This is a genomic window from Brevundimonas sp. GW821-FHT02A10 (genome assembly GCF_059422025.1).
The window spans coordinates 219,207-237,881 of sequence record NZ_JBWKWC010000004.1 but is presented as its reverse complement, the minus strand read 5'-3'; the positions used below and the strand labels follow the sequence as shown (position 1 = coordinate 237,881).

15 protein-coding genes and 1 tRNA gene are annotated in these 18,675 nt (G+C 68.1%); 11 read left to right on the top strand and 5 right to left on the bottom strand.

What is annotated here, in order from left to right:
- Positions 1-143: 143 nt before the first annotated feature.
- The 4 genes from AC07U0_RS13190 to AC07U0_RS13175 all read left to right on the top strand — a co-directional run bounded on the left by AC07U0_RS13190 (position 144) and on the right by AC07U0_RS13175 (position 4,981).
- The gene (locus AC07U0_RS13190) at positions 144-1,076 is read left to right on the top strand and encodes a LysR family transcriptional regulator (protein ID WP_494720467.1); all 933 of its coding nucleotides are present in this window, start codon (positions 144-146) and stop codon (positions 1,074-1,076) included.
- Positions 1,077-1,101: 25 nt separating this feature from the next.
- On the top strand, positions 1,102-1,527 hold the full coding sequence (locus tag AC07U0_RS13185; RefSeq protein ID WP_494720466.1) for a hypothetical protein: 426 nt from the start codon (positions 1,102-1,104) through the stop codon (positions 1,525-1,527).
- Between the two features lie 94 nt (positions 1,528-1,621).
- Positions 1,622-4,477 (top strand): M16 family metallopeptidase, encoded by a 2,856-nt coding sequence (locus AC07U0_RS13180; protein ID WP_494720465.1) that lies wholly within the window; start codon positions 1,622-1,624, stop codon positions 4,475-4,477.
- A 297-nt stretch (positions 4,478-4,774) separates the two neighbouring features.
- A complete protein-coding gene (locus AC07U0_RS13175; RefSeq protein ID WP_494720464.1) occupies positions 4,775-4,981 on the top strand; it encodes a hypothetical protein in 207 nt (68 codons plus the stop codon).
- Between the two features lie 293 nt (positions 4,982-5,274).
- Here AC07U0_RS13175 and AC07U0_RS13170 read toward each other — a convergent pair.
- Positions 5,275-5,348 (bottom strand) — tRNA-Cys (locus AC07U0_RS13170).
- 132 nt (positions 5,349-5,480) lie between these two features.
- Here AC07U0_RS13170 and AC07U0_RS13165 point away from each other — a divergent pair.
- The 5 genes from AC07U0_RS13165 to AC07U0_RS13145 all read left to right on the top strand — a co-directional run bounded on the left by AC07U0_RS13165 (position 5,481) and on the right by AC07U0_RS13145 (position 12,272).
- Complete coding sequence (locus AC07U0_RS13165) at positions 5,481-6,110, top strand: protein-L-isoaspartate O-methyltransferase family protein (RefSeq protein WP_494720463.1); 630 nt, start codon at positions 5,481-5,483, stop codon at positions 6,108-6,110.
- Between the two features lie 136 nt (positions 6,111-6,246).
- A complete protein-coding gene (locus AC07U0_RS13160; RefSeq protein WP_494720462.1) occupies positions 6,247-7,725 on the top strand; it encodes a TolC family outer membrane protein in 1,479 nt (492 codons plus the stop codon).
- Between the two features lie 162 nt (positions 7,726-7,887).
- Positions 7,888-8,478: a DUF2497 domain-containing protein gene (locus AC07U0_RS13155; RefSeq protein WP_494720461.1), complete on the top strand. Its 591-nt coding sequence runs from the start codon at positions 7,888-7,890 to the stop codon at positions 8,476-8,478.
- A gap of 77 nt (positions 8,479-8,555) precedes the next feature.
- The gene (locus AC07U0_RS13150; RefSeq protein ID WP_494720460.1) at positions 8,556-11,270 is read left to right on the top strand and encodes a valine--tRNA ligase; all 2,715 of its coding nucleotides are present in this window, start codon (positions 8,556-8,558) and stop codon (positions 11,268-11,270) included.
- A gap of 264 nt (positions 11,271-11,534) precedes the next feature.
- A complete protein-coding gene (locus AC07U0_RS13145; protein ID WP_494720459.1) occupies positions 11,535-12,272 on the top strand; it encodes a TlyA family RNA methyltransferase in 738 nt (245 codons plus the stop codon).
- Between the two features lie 231 nt (positions 12,273-12,503).
- Here the strand turns inward: AC07U0_RS13145 and AC07U0_RS13140 are convergent, their stop codons facing one another.
- Positions 12,504-13,187: a YMGG-like glycine zipper-containing protein gene (locus tag AC07U0_RS13140; protein WP_494720458.1), complete on the bottom strand. Its 684-nt coding sequence runs from the start codon at positions 13,185-13,187 to the stop codon at positions 12,504-12,506.
- A gap of 180 nt (positions 13,188-13,367) precedes the next feature.
- On the opposite strand from AC07U0_RS13140, the gene AC07U0_RS13135 reads away from it, so the two are divergent.
- Entirely contained in the window at positions 13,368-14,612 is a 1,245-nt protein-coding gene (locus AC07U0_RS13135) for a class I SAM-dependent RNA methyltransferase (protein ID WP_494720457.1), read from the top strand.
- Here AC07U0_RS13135 and AC07U0_RS13130 read toward each other — a convergent pair.
- The 3 genes from AC07U0_RS13130 to AC07U0_RS13120 are packed head-to-tail and all read right to left on the bottom strand — an operon-like array spanning position 14,609 to position 16,582.
- Entirely contained in the window at positions 14,609-15,379 is a 771-nt protein-coding gene (locus tag AC07U0_RS13130; protein ID WP_494720456.1) for a pseudouridine synthase, read from the bottom strand. The two genes, AC07U0_RS13135 and AC07U0_RS13130, sit on opposite strands and share 4 nt — an antisense overlap.
- Before the next feature lie 51 nt (positions 15,380-15,430).
- Positions 15,431-15,928, bottom strand: coding sequence for a GlcG/HbpS family heme-binding protein (locus tag AC07U0_RS13125; protein ID WP_494720455.1), 498 nt, complete (start codon positions 15,926-15,928; stop codon positions 15,431-15,433).
- A 27-nt stretch (positions 15,929-15,955) separates the two neighbouring features.
- On the bottom strand, positions 15,956-16,582 hold the full coding sequence (locus tag AC07U0_RS13120; RefSeq protein ID WP_494720588.1) for a DUF938 domain-containing protein: 627 nt from the start codon (positions 16,580-16,582) through the stop codon (positions 15,956-15,958).
- Positions 16,583-16,794: 212 nt separating this feature from the next.
- Here AC07U0_RS13120 and AC07U0_RS13115 point away from each other — a divergent pair, with 212 nt between their 5' ends.
- Entirely contained in the window at positions 16,795-18,657 is a 1,863-nt protein-coding gene (locus AC07U0_RS13115) for a phosphoenolpyruvate carboxykinase (GTP) (RefSeq protein WP_494720454.1), read from the top strand.
- Positions 18,658-18,675 lie beyond the last annotated feature (18 nt).

The window sequence follows — 18,675 nt, the reverse complement described above, 5'->3', positions numbered from 1 at the left end:
TCGTCTCCGCGGTCCCGGCAGGGGCGGGGACATCCCCGCCGCGCTCGCCGCCGCTCTTGGCTTGAGGGCAAGATAGCGATCCGCTACCGATCAGAAATAGAAACAGCGGAAACACATCGTTTCCACGAGCGGTCCTGAAACGCATGTCCAAACTGCCCGACCTCGAAGCCCTCGCCATCTTCGCCAAGGTGGCGGAGACCCAGTCCTTCTCGGGCGCGGCCGAGGCGCTGAACCTGTCCAAGGCGACGGTGTCCAAGGCGGTCAGCCGGCTGGAGGTGCGTCTGGGCACCACCCTGCTGCACCGAACCTCGCGCCGCTTCGCCCTGACCGAACAGGGCCGGGGGCTGGCCGCCCGCGCCGCCCAGATGGTCGCCGAGGGCGAGGCCGCCGAGGCCCAGGCCCTGGACCAGTCGATGAACCCGCGCGGTCTGGTGCGGCTGGCCGCCCCGATGTCGTTCGGCATCTCCTATGTCGCGCCGGCCTTGCCGGAGTTTCTGGCCCGGCACCCGGACGTGTCCATCGACCTGCATCTGTCGGATGAGGTGGTCGATCTGGTCGGCGGCGGTTTCGACTGCGCCCTGCGGATCGCGGCCCTGCCGGACTCCTCGCTGACGGCGCGCAAGCTGCGCACCATCAAACGCCATCTGGTTGCCTCGCCCGAATACATCGCCCAGCGCGGCCGGCCGCAGGATCCAGAGGAGCTCTCGCGCCACTCCTGCTTCGGCTATGCCTATCTGCCGACGCCCAACACCTGGAAGTTCCGGCACAAGACGGACGGGCGCGAGGTCATGGTCCGGCCGCACGGCCCCCTGCGCGCCAACAACGCCGACGCCCTGACCGCTTCGCTTCTGGCCGGGCTGGGCATCGCCGAACAGCCCGACTTTTTCCACTGGGACGACATCGCGAAAGGCCGTCTGGAGATCCTGCTGCCCGACTGGGAGCTGCCGCGCATCGACCTGCATCTGGTGGCGCCCGGCGGGGGGCCCAGGCCGGCGCGGGTCACGGCCCTGATGGACTATCTGGCCGGGCGGTTCGCGGGACCGCTGTGGCCGGGCGACACCGGCGGCAAACGCTGATCTGCGCGATTGCCAGACGGGCGGCATGGCCTATTCTGACGGCATGAAAACCGCGCTCCCGTTCCTCGCCCTCGCTGTCGCCGTCTCGGCCTGCGGGTCTCCGACGCCTGCGGCCAAGGCTCCGGCGGTTCAGGCCGAGGCCGATCCCATCGCCGCCACCCGGTCCCTGTTCGGCACGGACGACTGGACCCTGATCGGCGGCAAATGCGTGGCGGTGCTGGAGCTCCCGGCCAATGCGGGCCAGGCCGAGAACGACGCCGCCCATGCGCGTTGGAAGACATGGCTGGAAAAGAGCGTCCCGTCGGAGCTGTCGAGCCAGATGGTCACCCTGAACAAACAGACCTACGCCGCCTCGCCGGACGCTGTGATGACTGACGCCGCCACCTACTGCCGGGGCAAGCTGGAAGAGGTTGCGCCCCAAACCGCACCATCGGCGACGCCCGCCGCCTGACCTCTCAGGCGGCCGCATTACAGATCGGTCACTTTTCCCGCCGCGCTTGCGGGCCTAGGTCTGGACACCAGACCTGTCCGGAAAGTGAAACCGCATGAAGTTCCGTCTGTTGGCCGCCGCCTCCGCCGCCGCCCTCCTGACCGCCGCGCCCGCTTTTGCTGAGGGGACGTCCTCGGCGCCGCCCGCGACCGCGACCGCCGGGATCGAGGTGCCGCCGCTGGGCTTCACCAAACGCACCCTGGCCAATGGTCTGGACGTCTATACGGCGCGGGATGCGTCGACCTCCAACGTCACGGTCCAGGTCTGGTACCGCGTCGGCTCCAAGGATGATCCGCAGCAGCGCTCGGGCTTCGCCCACCTGTTTGAACATCTGATGTTCAAGGCGACCAAGGACTTCCCGGACGAGACCTTCGACCGCCTGACCGAGGACGTGGGCGGCAACAACAACGCCTTCACCTCCGACGACGTCACCGCCTATCACGAGACCATCCCGGCCAATCACCTGCAGCGGCTGATCTTCGCCGAGGCCACCCGTCTGGGCTCGCTGGTCGTCAATGAGGACGTGTTCAAGTCCGAGCGCGACGTGGTCAAGGAAGAGTACCGCCAGAGCGTCCTCTCCAGCCCCTATGGCCGTCTGTTCGGCCTGTTCGCCCCGGCGACCATCTATCAGGACAGCCCCTACCGCCGCTCGACCATCGGCTCGATCGAGGATCTGGACGCCGCGACCATCGATGACGTGCGCCGCTTCCACGCCACCTACTATCGCCCGGACAACGCCATCCTGATCGTGGCGGGCAATTTCGACGAGGCCCAGCTGAACGGCTGGATCGACCAGTATTTCGGCCCCATCGCCAATCCGGACCGTCCCCTGCCGGTCAATGACGTCAAGGAACGCGAGCCGACGGGCCCGCGCGAGGCGACCTTCTACGCCCCCAATGTGCCCCTCCCGGCGGTGGTCGTGGCCTACCCGACGGTGGCCTACAAGGAGGCGGACCGCATTCCGCTGACGGTGCTGGACGGCATCCTGTCGACCGGCGAAAGCTCGCGGCTCTATCGCTCGCTGGTCTATGATCAGCAGATCGCCGCCCAGATCGGCTCCAGCCCGGATTCCTCGCAGCAGGCCGGCAATCTGCAGGTCTATGCCATCATGGCCGGCGGCCATACGCCGGAGGAGGGGATCGCCGCCCTGAACGCCGAGGTGGCGAAGTTCCGCGACGCTCCCGTCACCGCCGCCGAACTGACCGAGGCCAAGAACGAACTGGTCGCCGACGCCCTGCGGAACCGCGAGACGGTCGACGACCGCGCCAACGTCCTCGGCTTCGCCCTTATCAACACCAATGACGCTTCGGTCGCCGACCGCGAGATCGCGGCCATCCAGGCCGTGACCGCTGCCGACATCCAGCGCGTCGCCCGCCGCTATCTGACGCCCGAGCGCAGCATCACCATCCGCTATCTCAACGCCGACGATCAGCATCCGGTTACCCAGCAGAACACCCGGGTCACCGCCCCGGTCCAGATCGCCGATCTGGCCCCCGCCGGCGAAGCCCTGACCCTGCTGCCCGAAGCCGAGCGCGCGAAACTGCCCGAGCCGACCGCCGCCGTCTCGCCCACGACCCCCGCGGTCGCCGAGGCGCGTCTGGACAACGGCATGCGCATCCTGGTGGTCAACAAGCCGGGCCTGCCGCTGGTCTCGGCCCGTCTCAGCTTCGACGCCGGTTCGGCCGATGACGGCGCCGGCAAGTCGGGCGTCGCGGCCATGACCGCCAACCTCCTGACCCAGGGCACGACGACGCGCGACGCGCCCCAGATCGCCACCCAGATCGAACAACTGGGCGCCTCGATCGGCGCGGGCGCGGGCGCCGACTTCACCAGCGTCTATGCCAACGCTCCGGCCGACGTCTTCCCGCAGGCCGTGGCCCTGATGGCCGATCTGGTCCGCAACCCGACCTTCGCCGAGGAGGAACTGGACCGTCAGCGGACCCAGACCCTCGACGGCCTGAAAGTGTCGTTGGCCTCTCCGGGTCAGGTCGCCTCCATGGTCTCGGGGCGGGTCGTCTATGGCGACGCCCCCTATGGCGCGCCCGGCATCGGCACGGTCACGACCGTTCCCGCCCTGACCCGCGCCGACGTCGTGGCCTTCCACGCCGCCCGCTACCAGCCGTCGGACGCCACCCTGGTGTTCAGCGGCGACATCACTCCGGAAGCGGCGCGGGCTCTGGCCCAGTCGGCCTTCGGCGACTGGCGCGCAACTTCGACCGCTTCGGCGGCCAATGCGGCCGTGGCCCCGGCCGGTCAGACCCTGTCGCCCCGCGTCGTGGTCATCGACCAGCCGGGCGCCGGTCAGGCGGCGGTGGTCGCAGCCCTGCGCGGCGTGCCCCGCGTCAACGCCGACTACTTCCCCCTGACCCTGGGCAACACCCTGCTGGGCGGCAGCTTCACCTCGCGCCTCAATCAGGAAATCCGCATCAAGCGCGGCCTCAGCTACGGCACCCGCTCGTCGCTGGGCCTGCGGGAAGGCCCCGGCCTTTTCACCGCCTCGGCCCAGACCAAGAACGAGACCGCCGTCGAGGTGTCGGACCTGATTCTGGCCGAGATCGAGCGTCTGGACACCACCCAGCCGACCGAGAGCGAACTGACCACCCGCCGCGCCATCCTGACCGGCGCCTTCGGCTCGTCGCTGGAAACGGTGGACGGTCTGGGCTCGTTGGTGGCCAACCTGGCCCTCTACGACCTGCCGATGAGCGATCTGGCCGCCTATGCCGGCAATGTCGCCGCCGTGGACGGTCCCTCGGTCCAGGCCGCCTTCGCCCGCGCCCTGCCGGTCTCGAACGCCAGTCTGGTCATCGTGGGCGACGCCTCGAAATTCATCGACGCCCTGCGCGCCAAACACCCGAACGTCGAGGTCATCCCGGTCTCCAGCCTGAATCTGGATACGGGCGCCCTGAAGTAGAAATGAGAAAGGGGGAGGGCTTGCGCCGCTCCCCCCTTCGCTCGACTGCCCGTTGAAATGACGAAGCCCGCCACCCTGCGAAGGGTGACGGGTGTGATCAGCAGTTAATCTCACTCTACGCAGAGCGCAGCGCTCTGGTGGCGGAATTTCTGGCAGGGCAATGGGACCGAAGGCGCTGACGATCGGCGGAATGTGATCTCGGCACGTCTTTGGATTGAAGTTGCCGTCCTGTTGACTCGCGCACAACGAGAATGAAGATTTCCAAAAGGTCCATCCTGGACCCTTTGGAGAGAAGTCATGCTGAAGAAGATTGTCTCGACTCTTGCTCTCGCGAGCGCCATCGGCCTTGCCAGCGCTCCGGTCGCGATGGCCGACGAGTGCTACGACCGCTGCTATCAAAACTGCATGAAGTTCGGGAATGGCGACACCTTCTGCGCCTGGACCTGTCAGTCCGAAGTGTGCCTGGCCCCGACGATCAACGGCATCGAAGTCCCCAACCTCTAATAAAAAGCGGAGAGGGCGCGAGCCCTCTCCCATCCTGCACGCAGGCTCGCCGCTTTTAGAAAGGCGATGGGCGTGAACTGTGGAGCTCGGCGGGGGACGACGCGGGATGAGGCTGAGCTCAAGAATGGCGGCCGCTGGGCAAGGTCTGACCGGCTTCGGCGGCGGCTTCGGCGGCGGCTTCGGACAGTCGAGTCCGTTCCATCCCTAGGGGCGTCGAAGCACCGGCACGGGACCCCTGAACCACAAAAGAGAAAGGGGGGAGGGCTCTCGCCGCTCCCCCCTCATTCCCGCGATGGAGGCCTGACCCGGAATCGAACCGGGGTGCAAGGATTTGCAGTCCTCTGCGTAACCACTCCGCCATCAGGCCGTCGGGAACCCCTCGAAAGAGGTCCCGTCGTCATCGGGAGGCGTTCGCTATCAGATCGGATTGTCCGCTGCAACGCACGGACCTATAAGCACGCCAGATTTTCCTCTCTGAACGCACAAGGATTCGCCGCCGATGGATTACGCCGCCGCGCGCAAGGTCATGGTGGACTCGCAGGTCCGGGTGAATGACGTCACCGATCGCAGCCTGCAGGCCGCGCTCAACAGCGTGCCGCGCGAGCGCTTCTGCGCCCCGGAACGCGCCTTCGCCGCCTATGCCGAGGTCGAGACCGAGATCACCCCCACCCGCAAGCTGATGATGGCCCGCGACGTGGCCAAGCTGCTGCAGGCGACGGACGCCCGCGCGGGCGAGACGGCCCTGGCCATCAACGGCCCCTATGCCGCGGCCCTGCTGGCCCATCTGGGTCTGACCGTCACGGCCCAGGAGGCTGATGCGGCGGTGTTCGAGATCGCGGGCGAGGCCCTGGCCGAGGCCGGCGTCACGACCGTCGTGGCGCCCGTCACCGAACCCTCGGGCGGCGACTACGACATCATCGTCTCGGAAATGGCGACCCCGGTCCGTCCGGAAGCCTGGATCAAGGCGCTCAAGGTCGGCGGCCGTCTGGTCGTCGTCGAACGTCCCGGCGCGGCCGGCAAGGCCGTGCTCTATGTCCGTGGCCGCGAGGGTCTGTCGCGCCGCGAACTGTTCGATTCCAACCCCCAGGTTATGGCGGAAATGTCGCCCCCGATGATTTTCGCACTGTAGTGTCCATTTTTCCGCCGGGCGGGGGTGGCGGGCGCGTGAAAAAAACTTAACTGGCGTGGCGTAGGCGGAATGCGCTCTACGCGAGAATAGAAGAGTTCAGGGCGCGCTCCTCCGCGAACCCTATCGGGAATTAGACATGCTGAAACGTTCGTCCGTCATCGCGGTCGCCCTTGCCTCTGTGTCCTGGCTGGCCGTGTCCGCCGGATCCGCGTCCGCCGAGACGCTGCAGGAAGCCCTGGCCCTGGCCTACCAGACCAACCCGACCCTGCTGGCGCAGCGCGCCAACCAGCGGGCCTTGGACGAGAGCATTCCGCAGGCCCGCGCCTCCTACCGTCCGACCATCGATGTCGGCATCGGCGCCAGCTACACCCGCACCGACGTCAAGGGCGTGGACGTCACCGACGTCGACAGCGCCAGCCTCGAAATCAGCCTGTCGCAGACCCTGTACAGCGGCGGCCGTATCGGCCACGCCGTCAGCGCCGCCGAAGCCAATGTCCTGGCCGGCCGTGAAAACCTTCGCGCCGTCGAGCAGCAGGTCCTCGCCTCGGTCATCCAGGCCTATGTCGGCGTCCAGCGCGACATGCAGATCCTGCAGATCCGTCAGGACAATCTGACCGTCCTGCGCCGCCAGCTCGACGAATCCAACGCCCGCTTCGAAGTGGGCGAGATCACCCGCACCGACGTCGCCCAGTCCGAATCCCGTCTTGCCTCCTCGGAAGCCGACCTGGCCAACGCCCAGGCCCAGCTGTCGGTCTCGCGCGCCGCCTATGCCGCCGTCGTCGGCCAGGCCCCGACCAATCTGGTGACCCCGCCCGAACTGCCCGGCGTCCCGACAGACTTCGAACAGGCCCTGGACGTCGGTCTGGTCGAGAATCCGTCCATCGTCGCCGCCGACTTCACCCTGCAGGCCGCCGAGGCCCGCGTCGCCGCCGCCCGTTCGGCCTATCTGCCCCAGGCCGGCCTGACCGCCTCCTACGGCGGCTCCGGCGACCTCAGCCAGTTCGACCTGGCCGACCGCTCCAGCCTGACCGTCGGCGCCCAGATCTCGGTGCCCCTGTTCACCGGCGGCCTGAACGCCTCGCGCGTCGCCCAGGCCCTTGAAACCGCCAACGCCGCCAAGATCGCCATCGACGGCGAGCGTCGTGGCGTGCTGCAAGACGTCTCCTCGGCCTATGCCCAGGTCATCTCGACCAAGGCCACGGTCACCGCCGGCAACGAAGCCGTCCGCGCCGCCACCGTCGCCGCCGAGGGCGTGCGTCAGGAGGCCCAGGTCGGCCTGCGAACCACCCTGGACGTGCTGAACCAGGAGCTGGAGCTGCGCGCCGCCCAGGTCCAGCTGGTCAGCGCTGTGGCCAACGCCTACATCGCCCAGTCCTCGCTGCTGGCCGCCATGGGCCGCCTCGAAGGCCCGAACCTGGTGCCGTCGCTGGAAGCCTATGACGCCGCCGCCAACACCGACGCGGTGCGCGGTCGCGGCGCCCTGCCGTGGGACGGCGTTCTGGAGACGATCGACCGTATCGCCGCCCCGCTGGTCACCCCGACCCCGCAAGGCGCCCAGGCCCCGATCGACACCCAGCTGAAGTCCGACGTCGTCAAGACTGCACCCCAGGGGTAAGGCCCCGGGCCGGTTAACCGCGCAGGTGCAAAACGCCCGTTGATTCCGACGGGCGTTGATGCGACGACAGGATTGTGGGGCAGGGCGATCTGATCGCCTGAGGCCCTGCGCCGTCCACGCACGTCGTTCACGTGCGCATTCAAGTGCCGCCGAGGTTTACGCATGTCCGACCCGACCGCCCAGGAACCGACGATGGAAGAGATTCTGGCGTCTATTCGCCGGATCATCTCCGAAGACGACGCTCCGGCCGAGACGGCGGCTGCGCCCGAGCCTGAGCCCGCTCCGGCCCCGGCGCCCGAGCCCGAACCCTTCCCGAGCGCCGCCCTGATGGACGAGACGCCCTCGGTGCAGGAGCCCGAGGCCGTCGAGGAAGATATCCTCGAACTGACCGACACCTATGAGGCCCCGGCCGTCGAGAGCATCGGCGATCTGGACGTCTCCTCGCCCGAGCCCGAGGCCCCGACCGCCTGGACCGCACCGGCCCCGACGCCCGACTATGACAGCCTGGTCGGCGAAAGCGCCGCCGCCAGCGCCGCCTCGGCCTTTGCCGGCCTGCACGCCAGCCTGAAGCCGGCCTCGGCCGCTCCGGCCCCGACCGGCGACCTGAACTTCATCAGCGGTTCGACCGTCGAAGGCATGGTCGCCGAGATGCTGAAGCCGCTGCTCAAGAACTGGCTCGACGCCAACCTGCCGGGCATCGTCGAACGCGCGGTCAAGGCCGAGGTAGAGCGGATCTCCCGCACCGCCGGCTAGCCCTTCGCGCACTCCGCGACTAGATCAACAGGGGCGGCTCCGGCAGGAGCCGCCTCTTCTGCTTTTGAGAATACCCCATGCTCGACAAGACCTTCGACCCCAAGGCTTCCGAACCCCGCCTGTACGCCCAGTGGGAGCAGTCCGGCGCCTTCGCCCCGACCGAAGGGGCGGCCGAAGCGTATTCGATCGTCATCCCGCCGCCGAACGTGACGGGGTCGCTGCACATCGGCCATGCGCTGAACAACACGCTTCAGGACATCCTGACCCGCTATCACCGGATGAAGGGCAAGGCCGCCCTGTGGCTGCCCGGGACCGACCACGCCGGTATCGCCACCCAGATGGTCGTCGAGCGTCAGCTGGCCGCCGCCGGCAATGTCGGTCGCCGCGACATGGGCCGCGACGCCTTCGTCGATAAGGTCTGGGAATGGAAGGCCGAGAGCGGCGGCGCCATCGTTCAGCAGCTGCGTCGCCTCGGCGCCTCCTGCGACTGGTCGCGCGAACGCTTCACCCTCGACGAGGGGCTGAACGCCGCCGTTCGCAAGGTCTTCGTCCAGCTGCACAGGGAAGGGCTGATCTACCGCGACAAGCGGCTGGTCAACTGGGACCCGCAGTTCCAGACGGCCATCTCGGACCTCGAGGTCGAGCAGCGCGAGGTCGACGGCGCCTACTGGCATTTCGCCTATCCGCTGGCTGACGGCGTCACCTTCGAATACCCGACCGCCTTCAACGAAGATGGCAAGGCCACCGAGTTCGAAACCCGCGACTATATCGTTGTCGCCACCACCCGGCCCGAGACCATGCTGGGCGACACCGGCGTCGCGGTCCACCCGACCGACGAACGCTATGCGTCCATCGTCGGCAAGTCGGTCATCCTGCCCATCACCGGCCGCCGCATCCCCATCGTCGCTGATGAGTACGCCGACCCGACCAAGGGCTCGGGCGCGGTCAAGATCACGCCCGCCCACGACTTCAACGACTTCCAGGTCGGCAAGCGCGCCGGTCTGCCGTCGCTGAACATCCTCGACGCCTTCGCCCGTATCACCGACGTCGACACCCCCGACGTCCCTGCCGAATACGCCGGTCAGGACCGCTTCGTTGCGCGCAAGGCCATCGTCGCCCGCGCCGAGGCCGAAGGCTGGCTGAAAGAGATCGAGAAGACGAAGCATGTGGTCCCGCACGGGGACCGTTCGGGCGTTGTCATCGAGCCCTGGTTGACGGACCAGTGGTACGTCGACGCCCACACGCTCGCGCAACCGGCGATCAAGGCGGTCGAGACCGGCGCGACGGTCTTCGAGCCCGCCAGCTATTCCAAGATCTATTTCGAATGGCTGCGCAACATCGAGCCCTGGTGCATCTCGCGCCAGCTCTGGTGGGGGCACCGCATCCCGGCCTGGTATGACGCCGACGGCCAGATCTATGTCGCCGAGACCGAGGCTGAAGCCCGCGCCCTCGCCGGCAACAAGCCCATCACCCAGGACGAGGACGTCCTCGACACCTGGTTCTCCTCGGCCCTGTGGCCCTTCTCGACCATGGGCTGGCCCGAGAAGACGGCGGATCTGGAGAAATTCTACCCGACCTCGGACCTGGTTACCGCGGCCGACATCATCTTCTTCTGGGTCGCCCGGATGATGATGATGGGTCTGCACTTCATGGACGAGGTCCCGTTCAAGCGTGTCATCATCAACGGCCTCGTTCGCGACGAGAAGGGGCAGAAGATGTCGAAGTCCAAGGGGAACGTCATCGACCCCCTGGTCATCATTGACGAGCTGGGCGCCGACCCGCTGCGCTTCACCATGGCCATTCTGTCGGGCACCCGCGACATCAAGTTGTCGAAGGAGCGCATTGAAGGCTATCGCAATTTCGGCACCAAGCTGTGGAACGCCGCGCGCTTCAGCCAGATGAACGAGGCCGTCCGTGTCGAGGGCTTCGATCCCGCGACCGTGACCCAGACCATCAATCGCTGGATCCGTGGCGAGCTGACCAAAGCCGAGCGTCAGGTCTCGGAAGCCATCGAGGGCGGCCGTTTCGACGACGCCGCCTCGGCCCTCTACCGCTTCGTCTGGAACGTCTTCTGCGACTGGTATGTCGAACTGTCCAAGCCCGTCCTGCAGGGCTCGGACGAGGCGGCGAAGGCCGAGACCCGCGCCATGACCGCCTGGACGCTCGACCAGACACTGAAGCTGCTGCATCCGGTGATGCCCTTCATCACCGAAGAGCTGTGGGACGAGCTGGGCAAGGAAGGCCCCGCCCGTGACGAGCCCATGCTGATCGGCTCGAAATGGCCGGTCCTGCCCGACGCCTTCGTCGATGCCGAGGCTGAGGCCGAGATCGGCTGGCTGGTCGATCTGGTCACCGAGGTGCGCCAGCTGAAGGCCGAGATGAACGTCCCGCCGGCCGCCAAGCCGCCGCTGTCCTTCGTCACGCCAGACGCCGTCACCGCCGGCCGCATCGCCCTGCATCAGCCGCTGATCCTGACCCTCGCCCGGGTGTCCGAGGTCGCGACGGCCGAGGCCGCGCCCGCGGGCGCCGTCAGCTTCGTCATCGGCGGCGCCACGGCCGCGATCTCGCTCGCCGGGACCATCGACGTCGCCGCCGAGAAGGCGCGTCTGGCCAAGGCGATCAAGGCCGCCGTCGACGACGTCGCCCACATCAACAAGAAGCTCGGCAACCCCAATTTCGTCGCCAAGGCGGCCCCCGCCGTCATCGACGAACAGCGCGCCAAACTGGCCGAGGCCGAAGAGGCCCACGCCAAGCTGGTCGCCGCTCTGGAGCGGATCGAGGCGATGGGCTGAAGGGCGCCCGGGACATCCGGGTCAGCATGGCTGAACGCGGCCAAGCCTGACCCGGCGCCCTGTTTCGCCTCTCCAACCCGGCGCCGTCCGCGCCCGTGCTAGACTGCCTGAACGGCTGATCGCGCCCGGCCGCCTCATTCGAAGTGGCACGGTTTGGCACGGTTTGGCGCCCTGTTTTCAAACGGCCGCTTCGGGGCGTTTGGCAGTTTTTGGCAGTCTGTCAGTGTGTTTTTCGTCGGACCCGTCCGGCCTGGAGTTGAGACGATGATGAGAGACCGGCTGGACCAACTCCTCGTCGATCGTGGCCTGTCCGAGAGCCGCTCGCGGGCGCGGGCGGCGATCGAGGCGGGCGGGGTCACCGTCAACGGCCAGCCCGCGAAATCCGCCTCGCAGAAGGTGGATCGCGACGCCGTGGTCACCGCCGTCGACGCCCACCGCTTCGTCGGCCGTGGCGCCCTCAAGCTGGATCACGCCCTGACCCTGTGGCCGGTGACGGTCGAGGGCAGGGTGGCTCTGGACGTCGGCGCCTCGACCGGCGGCTTCACCGAGGTCTGTCTGGAGCGGGGCGCCGTGAAGGTCTTCGCCGTCGATGTCGGCTCTGGTCAGATGCATGAGCGGATCGCGGGCGACTCGCGTGTGATCAATCTCGAGAAGACCGACGCCCGCACCCTCGACACCGACCTGATCCCCGAGGCGCCCGGCCTGATCGTCTGTGACGCCAGCTTCATCGGCCTGGCCAAGGTCCTGCCGGTTGCGCTGGATCTGGCGGGGCAGGGGGCCGACCTGATCGCGCTGGTGAAACCCCAGTTCGAAGGCTCCGGCCCCTCCAGCGCCGGCAAGAAGGGGGTGGTCAAGGATCCCGAGGCCCACGCCGCCGCCGTGACCGGTGTTCGCGACTGGCTCGAAGGCATCGGCTGGACCGTCAGGGAAACCACGGAAAGCCCCATCACCGGCGGCGACGGCAATGTCGAGTTCCTGCTCTGGGCCACAAAGGGAGGCTGAACCAACCCGTCGCGAGCGTTAGCGACACCAGCCAATGTCGCTCAAGCAGCGAGCGACCGTCGCGAGGGTTAGCGACACCAACCGACGTCGCTCAAGCAGCGAGCCGCCGCGCGGCGAGCGTTAGCGACACCAAAAAGAAAGCCCCCGATGGATTGCTCCACCGGGGGCTCCCGTCACGTCGTCGACCGACAGGGGGGCTGAAAAGAATCGACGCCGCGATCTCTGTTCGGCTTAGCGCGGGCGCCAGCCGTATTGGGGGTCGTACCAGTACCGGCCGTCGGCGCTGTACTGGACGCCACGGGCGTCGTCGCGACGGTCATAGCCGTCCCGACGGTCGCGGCGAGCGTCCTGACGGCCGTCGGTGTAGCCCTGGTTATAGGAGCCGTAGCTGCTGGACGGACCCGAGTAGGAGGGGGCGGTGCTGTACGGGCCGTAGCCGTTTTCGTCGTAATAGACCGACGACGACTGCGAGTAGCTGCGGTTGTCGTAACCGCGCTGGTCGTAGCCCTGATAGACCGGCTGACCATAGCCCTGGTTGCTGTAGGCCGGCTGGCCGTAGCCCTGGTTCTGGTAGCACTGGTCGCTCGAGCTGCGGCCGACGCTGCCGCCGATGACGGCGCCGAGCACCCCACCGAGGATCGAGCCCTCGGTGCGGCGGCCACGCGCCGCCAGCTGGGAGCCGACGACGGCGCCCGCGCCCGCGCCGATCACGGCCCCGGCTCCGGTGCGGCCCTGACGCTCACGGTCGCAGGGATCGTAGTAGCGTTGCGAGCCGTAGTCGTACTGCGGCTGGCCGTAGGTCGCGCCGCCATAGCCCTGGACATAGGTCTGGGCGCTGGCCGCGGCGGGCAGCGAAGCGGCGGCGGTCGCAACGGCGACGGCGGCCAGAACGGGTTTGGAGATGGAGGCGAACATCGTGTGTACCTTGGTCCCTGTTGCAGATCTGGCCGCTGAACGGATCAGCTCCCTGTCTGTTGCATCAGGGTTTACGACCCCGAAGCTGAACGGCCTTTGAGCGCGCCGTTCATCTTCGTTCAGGTTTGGAAGAAGCGCGTGGCTTGAGCGCCGGGGGCTTTAGAGGATAGAGACCCGCTGATGGAAACATTGACGATCGCCCGTGTCGGCGGACAGGGCGACGGGATCGCCCAGACGCCGGGCGGACTGGTGTTCGCGCCCCTGACCCTGCCGGGCGAGACCATCCGCGCCGAGACGATCAAGGAAGGTCGCGCCGAGGGCGTGGAAATCCTGACCGCGAGCCCCGACCGCATCGCGCCCGTCTCGCCCCAGTACGGCGACTGCGGCGGCTGTTCGCTGCAGCACTGGGCGACCGGCCCCTATCTGGAGTGGAAGCAAGAGCAGGTCCGGCTGGCCCTGGCCCGCGAAGGCATCGAGACCGAGATCGAGGCGACGGTCGCCGTGCCCATGGCCTCGCGCCGCCGCGTGGCCCTGCACGCCCGCCGCACGCCAGAGGGCAAGGTTATCCTCGGTTTCAAGGCGAGGAAGAGCTGGCGGCTGGTCGAGATCACCGAATGCCCGGTCGCCGATCCGCGTCTGGTCCGCGCCTTCCCCTCGCTGGCCAGGGTCGCCGGGGCCTTCCTCGAACACCCCAAGTCGGCGCCCACGCTGCATGTGACCTGGACCGACGCCGGCCTCGACGTCGATGTGACCGGGGTGGAGCGCAAGTCGGGCGGCCTGTCGCGCGATCGCCAGATGCAGGCCATCCGCGCCGCCGGCGAGGCCGATCTGGCCCGACTGAGCATGGCCGGCGAGACCCTGGTCATGGCCCGCCAGCCCCGCGTCATGTTCGGCCCGGCCAACGTGCCCCTGCCGCCCGGCGGCTTCCTTCAGGCCGTGCCGGAGGCGGAAGCTGCCATGACCTCCCGCGCCGTCGCCGCCGTGAAAGGCGCCAGGAAGGTCGCCGACCTGTTCTGTGGTTCGGGCAGCTTCACCTTCCCTCTGGCGACCGTGGCTCCGGTGCTGGCCGCCGACGCCTCGGCGCCGGGGATCGCGGCCCTCAAGGCGGGGATCAGCTCGACCTCGGGCCTGCGCCAGATCACGGCCGAGGCCCGCGACCTGTTCCGCCGCCCCCTTTCACCGTTCGACCTCAAGGGCTGCGACGCCATCGTCTTCGACCCGCCCCGCGCCGGGGCCATTGATCAGGTCCAGCAGATCGCCGGGACCAAGGCCTCGGTCGTGGTCGGCGTGTCCTGCAATCCGACCACCTTCGCCCGCGACGCCAGGGTCCTGATCGACGCCGGCTTCCGGCTGGAGACGGTGACCCCGGTCGACCAGTTCCTGTGGTCGGCCCACGTCGAACTGGTCGGGGTGTTCAGGCGCTAGGCGGCGGGCGTCTGGCCCAGCAGGGCGGCGCGTTCCTCCGCCGTCGCCATCCGCCATTTGCCCTCGGGGATGCCGTCCAGCCGGATCGGGCCGATGCGGACGCGGATCAGATCGACGACCTCGAGGTCCACCATCTCGCACATCCGGCGGATCTGGCGATTGCGGCCCTCGCGCAGGATGAACTTGAGCCGGAAGGACTCCATCCGGCTGACATAGGCGGGCCGAAGCTGACGCCCGTCCAGCATCAGGCCGTGGCGCAGGATCTTGAGCTTCTTCTCGGTCACGTCGCCGACGACCCGGACGAGGTATTCCTTGTCGAGGTCGCTGTCGGGCCCGATCACCGCTTTGGCCACCACCCCGTCCGAAGACAGGATCAGCAGCCCGCGCGAGTCCTCGTCCAGCCGGCCGATCGGGGGCAGGGAGACGTCGTCCGCCGGGACTTCGCCCTCACCGATGCGGTTGCCCTCGGTGATCAGGCGCACGGCCGGGCGCTTGTCCGGTTCGGGCTGGCCCGAGACATAGCCGACCGGTTTGTGGATCAGGATCGTCACCCCGGCGGCCAGGGCGTCGGTGGCCTGATCCGCGAGGGTCAGGGTCTGGCCGGTCTCGATCTTGCGTCCGGCATCGGTGACTACGGTCCCGTCGATGGACACCAGACCTTGTGCGATCAGGGCGTCGGCCTCGCGGCGGGAGCAGACTCCGGTCTGGCCCATCCACTTGTTGAGCCGGATCGGTTCGTCGCCGTCATAGGTGCGGGTGAAAGCCATGGCGCTCCTCTAGGCCATGGCTCCCGGACCGCAAAGGCTTACTGGCCCCAACTACTGACCAAGCGCGGCCTTCGCGATCTCATTGTCCTCGGACGCCGCCGCGCCTGAGACGCCGATGGCCCCGACGATCCTGCCGTCCACCACGATCGGGATGCCGCCGGCGATGGGCAGGCTGTCCTCGTTGGCGAGGGTCACCGTGCGGCCGGCCAAAGTGCGTTCCTCCATTACCGAGGTCGCCAGCCGGTAGCGCGCCGCTGTGGTGGCCTTCTTCTGGGCCACGAAGATCGAGCCGTACTGGGTGTCGTCCATGCGCACGAAGGCGACCAGTTCGCCCGAGGGCTCGACGATGGCCACGGCCATGCGGAAGTGACGGGCCTCGGCGGCGGCGACCGCGCGGGCGATCAGGGCCTGTGCGGCTTCCATGCCGATCGGCGCGCCATAGGCTGGGGCCTGCGGCGAGGGGGCAGGGGCGGGTGCAGGTGCTGCGGTCTGGGCGAGGGCGGGACCGGCGAGGGCCAGGCAGGCGAGGGCGACGAGAGCGGTCTTCATGGGCGTTTCCTTGATCTTGGTTGTGGGTCAGGCGCGGCGGAACAGGAGCATCAGGTTGTTGGCTGGCATGGCGACCCTGAGGGTCAGATGCAGGCCGTGTTTGCGGGCCTCGGCGGCGACGGCGTCGCGATCACGCAGGCCCCAGGCGGGGTTACGGGACTTCAGGTTGTCGTCGAAGGCGGCGTTGGACGGGGCCAGCGGGACGTCGGCCTCGCGATATGGGCCGTAGAGGGCCAGAAGGCCGCCGGGATTGGCCAGAACCCGCCCGGCGCCGGCCATCAGCCCCTCGGTCGCGGACCAGGGGCTGATGTGGATCATGTTGATGCAGACGACCGCGTCGAACGGGCCTTCAGGCCAGCTGTCTGGCTCGGAGGCGTCCAGATCGAGAGGCGGGCGCAGGTTCTGCGGGCCGTGCAGGCCGATCCAGGCGCCGATGCTGATCCGCGCCTCCTCGCTGGGGTCGGCCGGGGTCCAGTCGAGGCCCGGGAACGACTCGGCGAAGGCTACGGCGTGTTCTCCGGAGCCCGCTGCGATCTCCAAGACCCGTCCACGGGTCGGAAAGTGCGCGCAAAGCACCTGTCGGATAGGTTCAATATTGCGTCGCGCCGCCGGCGAGGAAATCGCTCCGGACGGAAGGTTTTCAAGCGTATCCATCGTCTTCATTCGAATGATACCGGTGTCATCGCAGAGGTCAAAAATCACTTCATGATGAACAACATAGCGGGCGCGCGCGGTGGAAACTTGCCACAGTTGACGCAGGGTCCGCAGGCTGTCTTTGTAACTGAAACATCACGTCATGTTACGTCTAGAGGTCAGCGGCGCCGCTTCGAAATGAGCGCCGCGGCCGGTGGTTCAGGAGCTATCCCATGTCCGCACTCGAGATCGAACCGGTATCTGTACCGGGCCTTCACCCTGCGCCAACACGTCACGCCCGGCTGGTCGCCTGGGTGGAGCAGATCGCGGCGCTGACGCGGCCGGACCGGGTGCACTGGTGCGACGGCTCGGAGGCAGAGAAGGCCGCCATCGTCGCCGACCTGATCGACAAGGGCACGCTGAAGGCGCTGGACCCGGTCAAACGCCCCGGCAGCTACTACGCCGCCTCCGATCCGCGCGATGTGGCCCGGGTCGAGAGCCGCACCTTCATCTGCTCGGAAGACGAGGCCGACGCCGGTCCGACCAACAACTGGTCCGATCCGATCGAGATGCGCGAACGGCTGGACGGCCTGTTCGACGGCTGCATGGTCGGCCGGACGATGTATGTCGTGCCGTTCTCGATGGGCCCGCTGGGCTCGAAAATCTCGGCCCTGGGCGTCGAGATCACCGACAGCGGCTATGTCGCCGTGTCGATGGGTATCATGACCCGGATGGGCAAGCCGGCGCTGGACGTGCTGGGCGACGACGGCGTCTTCGTGCCGGCGGTCCACACCCTGGGCGCCCCGCTCGCGCCCGGCCAGTCGGACGTGGCCTGGCCCTGCAACGCCGACAAGTGGATCGTCCACTTCCCGGAGACGCGCGAGATCTGGTCCTACGGCTCGGGCTACGGCGGCAACGCCCTGCTGGGCAAGAAGTGCTACGCCCTGCGGATCGCCTCGGTCATGGCCCGCGACGAGGGCTGGCTGGCCGAGCACATGCTGATCCTCAAGCTGACCAACCCGGAAGGGCAAGCGAAGTACGTCGCCGCCGCCTTCCCGAGCGCCTGCGGCAAGACCAACCTGGCCATGCTGCAGCCGACGCTGGCGGGCTGGAAGGCCGAGACCATCGGCGACGACATCGCCTGGATGCGCTTCGGCGACGACGGCCGCCTGTACGCCGTGAACCCCGAGGCCGGCTTCTTCGGCGTCGCGCCGGGCACGAGCCATTCATCGAACACCAACGCCATGGCGACCCTGGCGACCAACACGGTCTTCACCAACACCGCCCTGACCGCCGACGGCGACGTCTGGTGGGAAGGGATGTCGAAGGACGCCCCGGAAGGCATGACGACCTGGAAGGGCGCGGCTTATGACGCCGCCTCGGGCGAGCCCGCGGCCCATCCAAACGCCCGCTTCGCTTCGCCGGCGTCGCAGTGCCCGACCATCGCGCCCGAGTGGGAAGACCCGAAGGGCGTGCCGATCTCGGCCATCCTGTTCGGCGGCCGCCGCGCCTCGGCCGTGCCGCTGGTGACCGAGGCCTTCGACTGGGAGCACGGGGTCTTCCTCGGCTCGACCGTCGCCTCGGAAGGCACCGCCGCCGCCGAGAACGCCATCGGCGAGCTGCGCCGCGATCCGTTCGCCATGCTGCCCTTCTGCGGCTACAACATGGGCGACTACTTCAAGCACTGGCTGGGCCTGGGCGAGAAGGCCGCCGACGCGTCGAAGCTGCCGCGCATCTACTTCGTCAACTGGTTCCGCAAGAACGAGGACGGCCAGTTCGTCTGGCCGGGGTTCGGCGAGAACGCCCGCGTCCTGAAGTGGATCTCCGAGCGTCTGGACGGTAAGGCGACGGCGACGGAGACCCCGGTCGGCCGCGTGCCCCCGGCGTCCGCACTGGACCTCGAAGGTCTCGACCTGTCGGACGCCGACCTGCAGCTGCTGCTGGACGTCGACACCCAGGTGTGGAGCGAGGAAGCCTCGCTGATCCCGGCCTTCTACGACAGGTTCGGCGACCGCCTGCCCAAGGCCCTGTGGGCCCAGCGTGAGGCGCTGGTCGAGCGTCTGAACGCCGAGGGCGGACTGGCCGTTTCGGCGTAAGTCACGCCTCTGACGACT

Excerpts from the sequence above, each read along its gene's own strand:
- AC07U0_RS13160 (WP_494720462.1), top strand. The coding sequence starts at position 6,247 with ATGCTGAAACGTTCGTCCGTCATCGCGGTCGCCCTTGCCTCTGTGTCC.
- AC07U0_RS13175 (WP_494720464.1), top strand. The coding sequence starts at position 4,775 with ATGCTGAAGAAGATTGTCTCGACTCTTGCTCTCGCGAGCGCCATCGGC.
- AC07U0_RS13120 (WP_494720588.1), bottom strand. The coding sequence starts at position 16,582 with ATGGATACGCTTGAAAACCTTCCGTCCGGAGCGATTTCCTCGCCGGCG.
- AC07U0_RS13150 (WP_494720460.1), top strand. The coding sequence starts at position 8,556 with ATGCTCGACAAGACCTTCGACCCCAAGGCTTCCGAACCCCGCCTGTAC.
- AC07U0_RS13140 (WP_494720458.1), bottom strand. The coding sequence starts at position 13,187 with ATGTTCGCCTCCATCTCCAAACCCGTTCTGGCCGCCGTCGCCGTTGCG.
- AC07U0_RS13155 (WP_494720461.1), top strand. The coding sequence starts at position 7,888 with ATGTCCGACCCGACCGCCCAGGAACCGACGATGGAAGAGATTCTGGCG.
- AC07U0_RS13190 (WP_494720467.1), top strand. The coding sequence starts at position 144 with ATGTCCAAACTGCCCGACCTCGAAGCCCTCGCCATCTTCGCCAAGGTG.
- AC07U0_RS13165 (WP_494720463.1), top strand. The coding sequence starts at position 5,481 with ATGGATTACGCCGCCGCGCGCAAGGTCATGGTGGACTCGCAGGTCCGG.
- AC07U0_RS13180 (WP_494720465.1), top strand. The coding sequence starts at position 1,622 with ATGAAGTTCCGTCTGTTGGCCGCCGCCTCCGCCGCCGCCCTCCTGACC.
- AC07U0_RS13185 (WP_494720466.1), top strand. The coding sequence starts at position 1,102 with ATGGCCTATTCTGACGGCATGAAAACCGCGCTCCCGTTCCTCGCCCTC.
- AC07U0_RS13145 (WP_494720459.1), top strand. The coding sequence starts at position 11,535 with ATGATGAGAGACCGGCTGGACCAACTCCTCGTCGATCGTGGCCTGTCC.
- AC07U0_RS13115 (WP_494720454.1), top strand. The coding sequence starts at position 16,795 with ATGTCCGCACTCGAGATCGAACCGGTATCTGTACCGGGCCTTCACCCT.
- AC07U0_RS13135 (WP_494720457.1), top strand. The coding sequence starts at position 13,368 with ATGGAAACATTGACGATCGCCCGTGTCGGCGGACAGGGCGACGGGATC.
- AC07U0_RS13125 (WP_494720455.1), bottom strand. The coding sequence starts at position 15,928 with ATGAAGACCGCTCTCGTCGCCCTCGCCTGCCTGGCCCTCGCCGGTCCC.
- AC07U0_RS13130 (WP_494720456.1), bottom strand. The coding sequence starts at position 15,379 with ATGGCTTTCACCCGCACCTATGACGGCGACGAACCGATCCGGCTCAAC.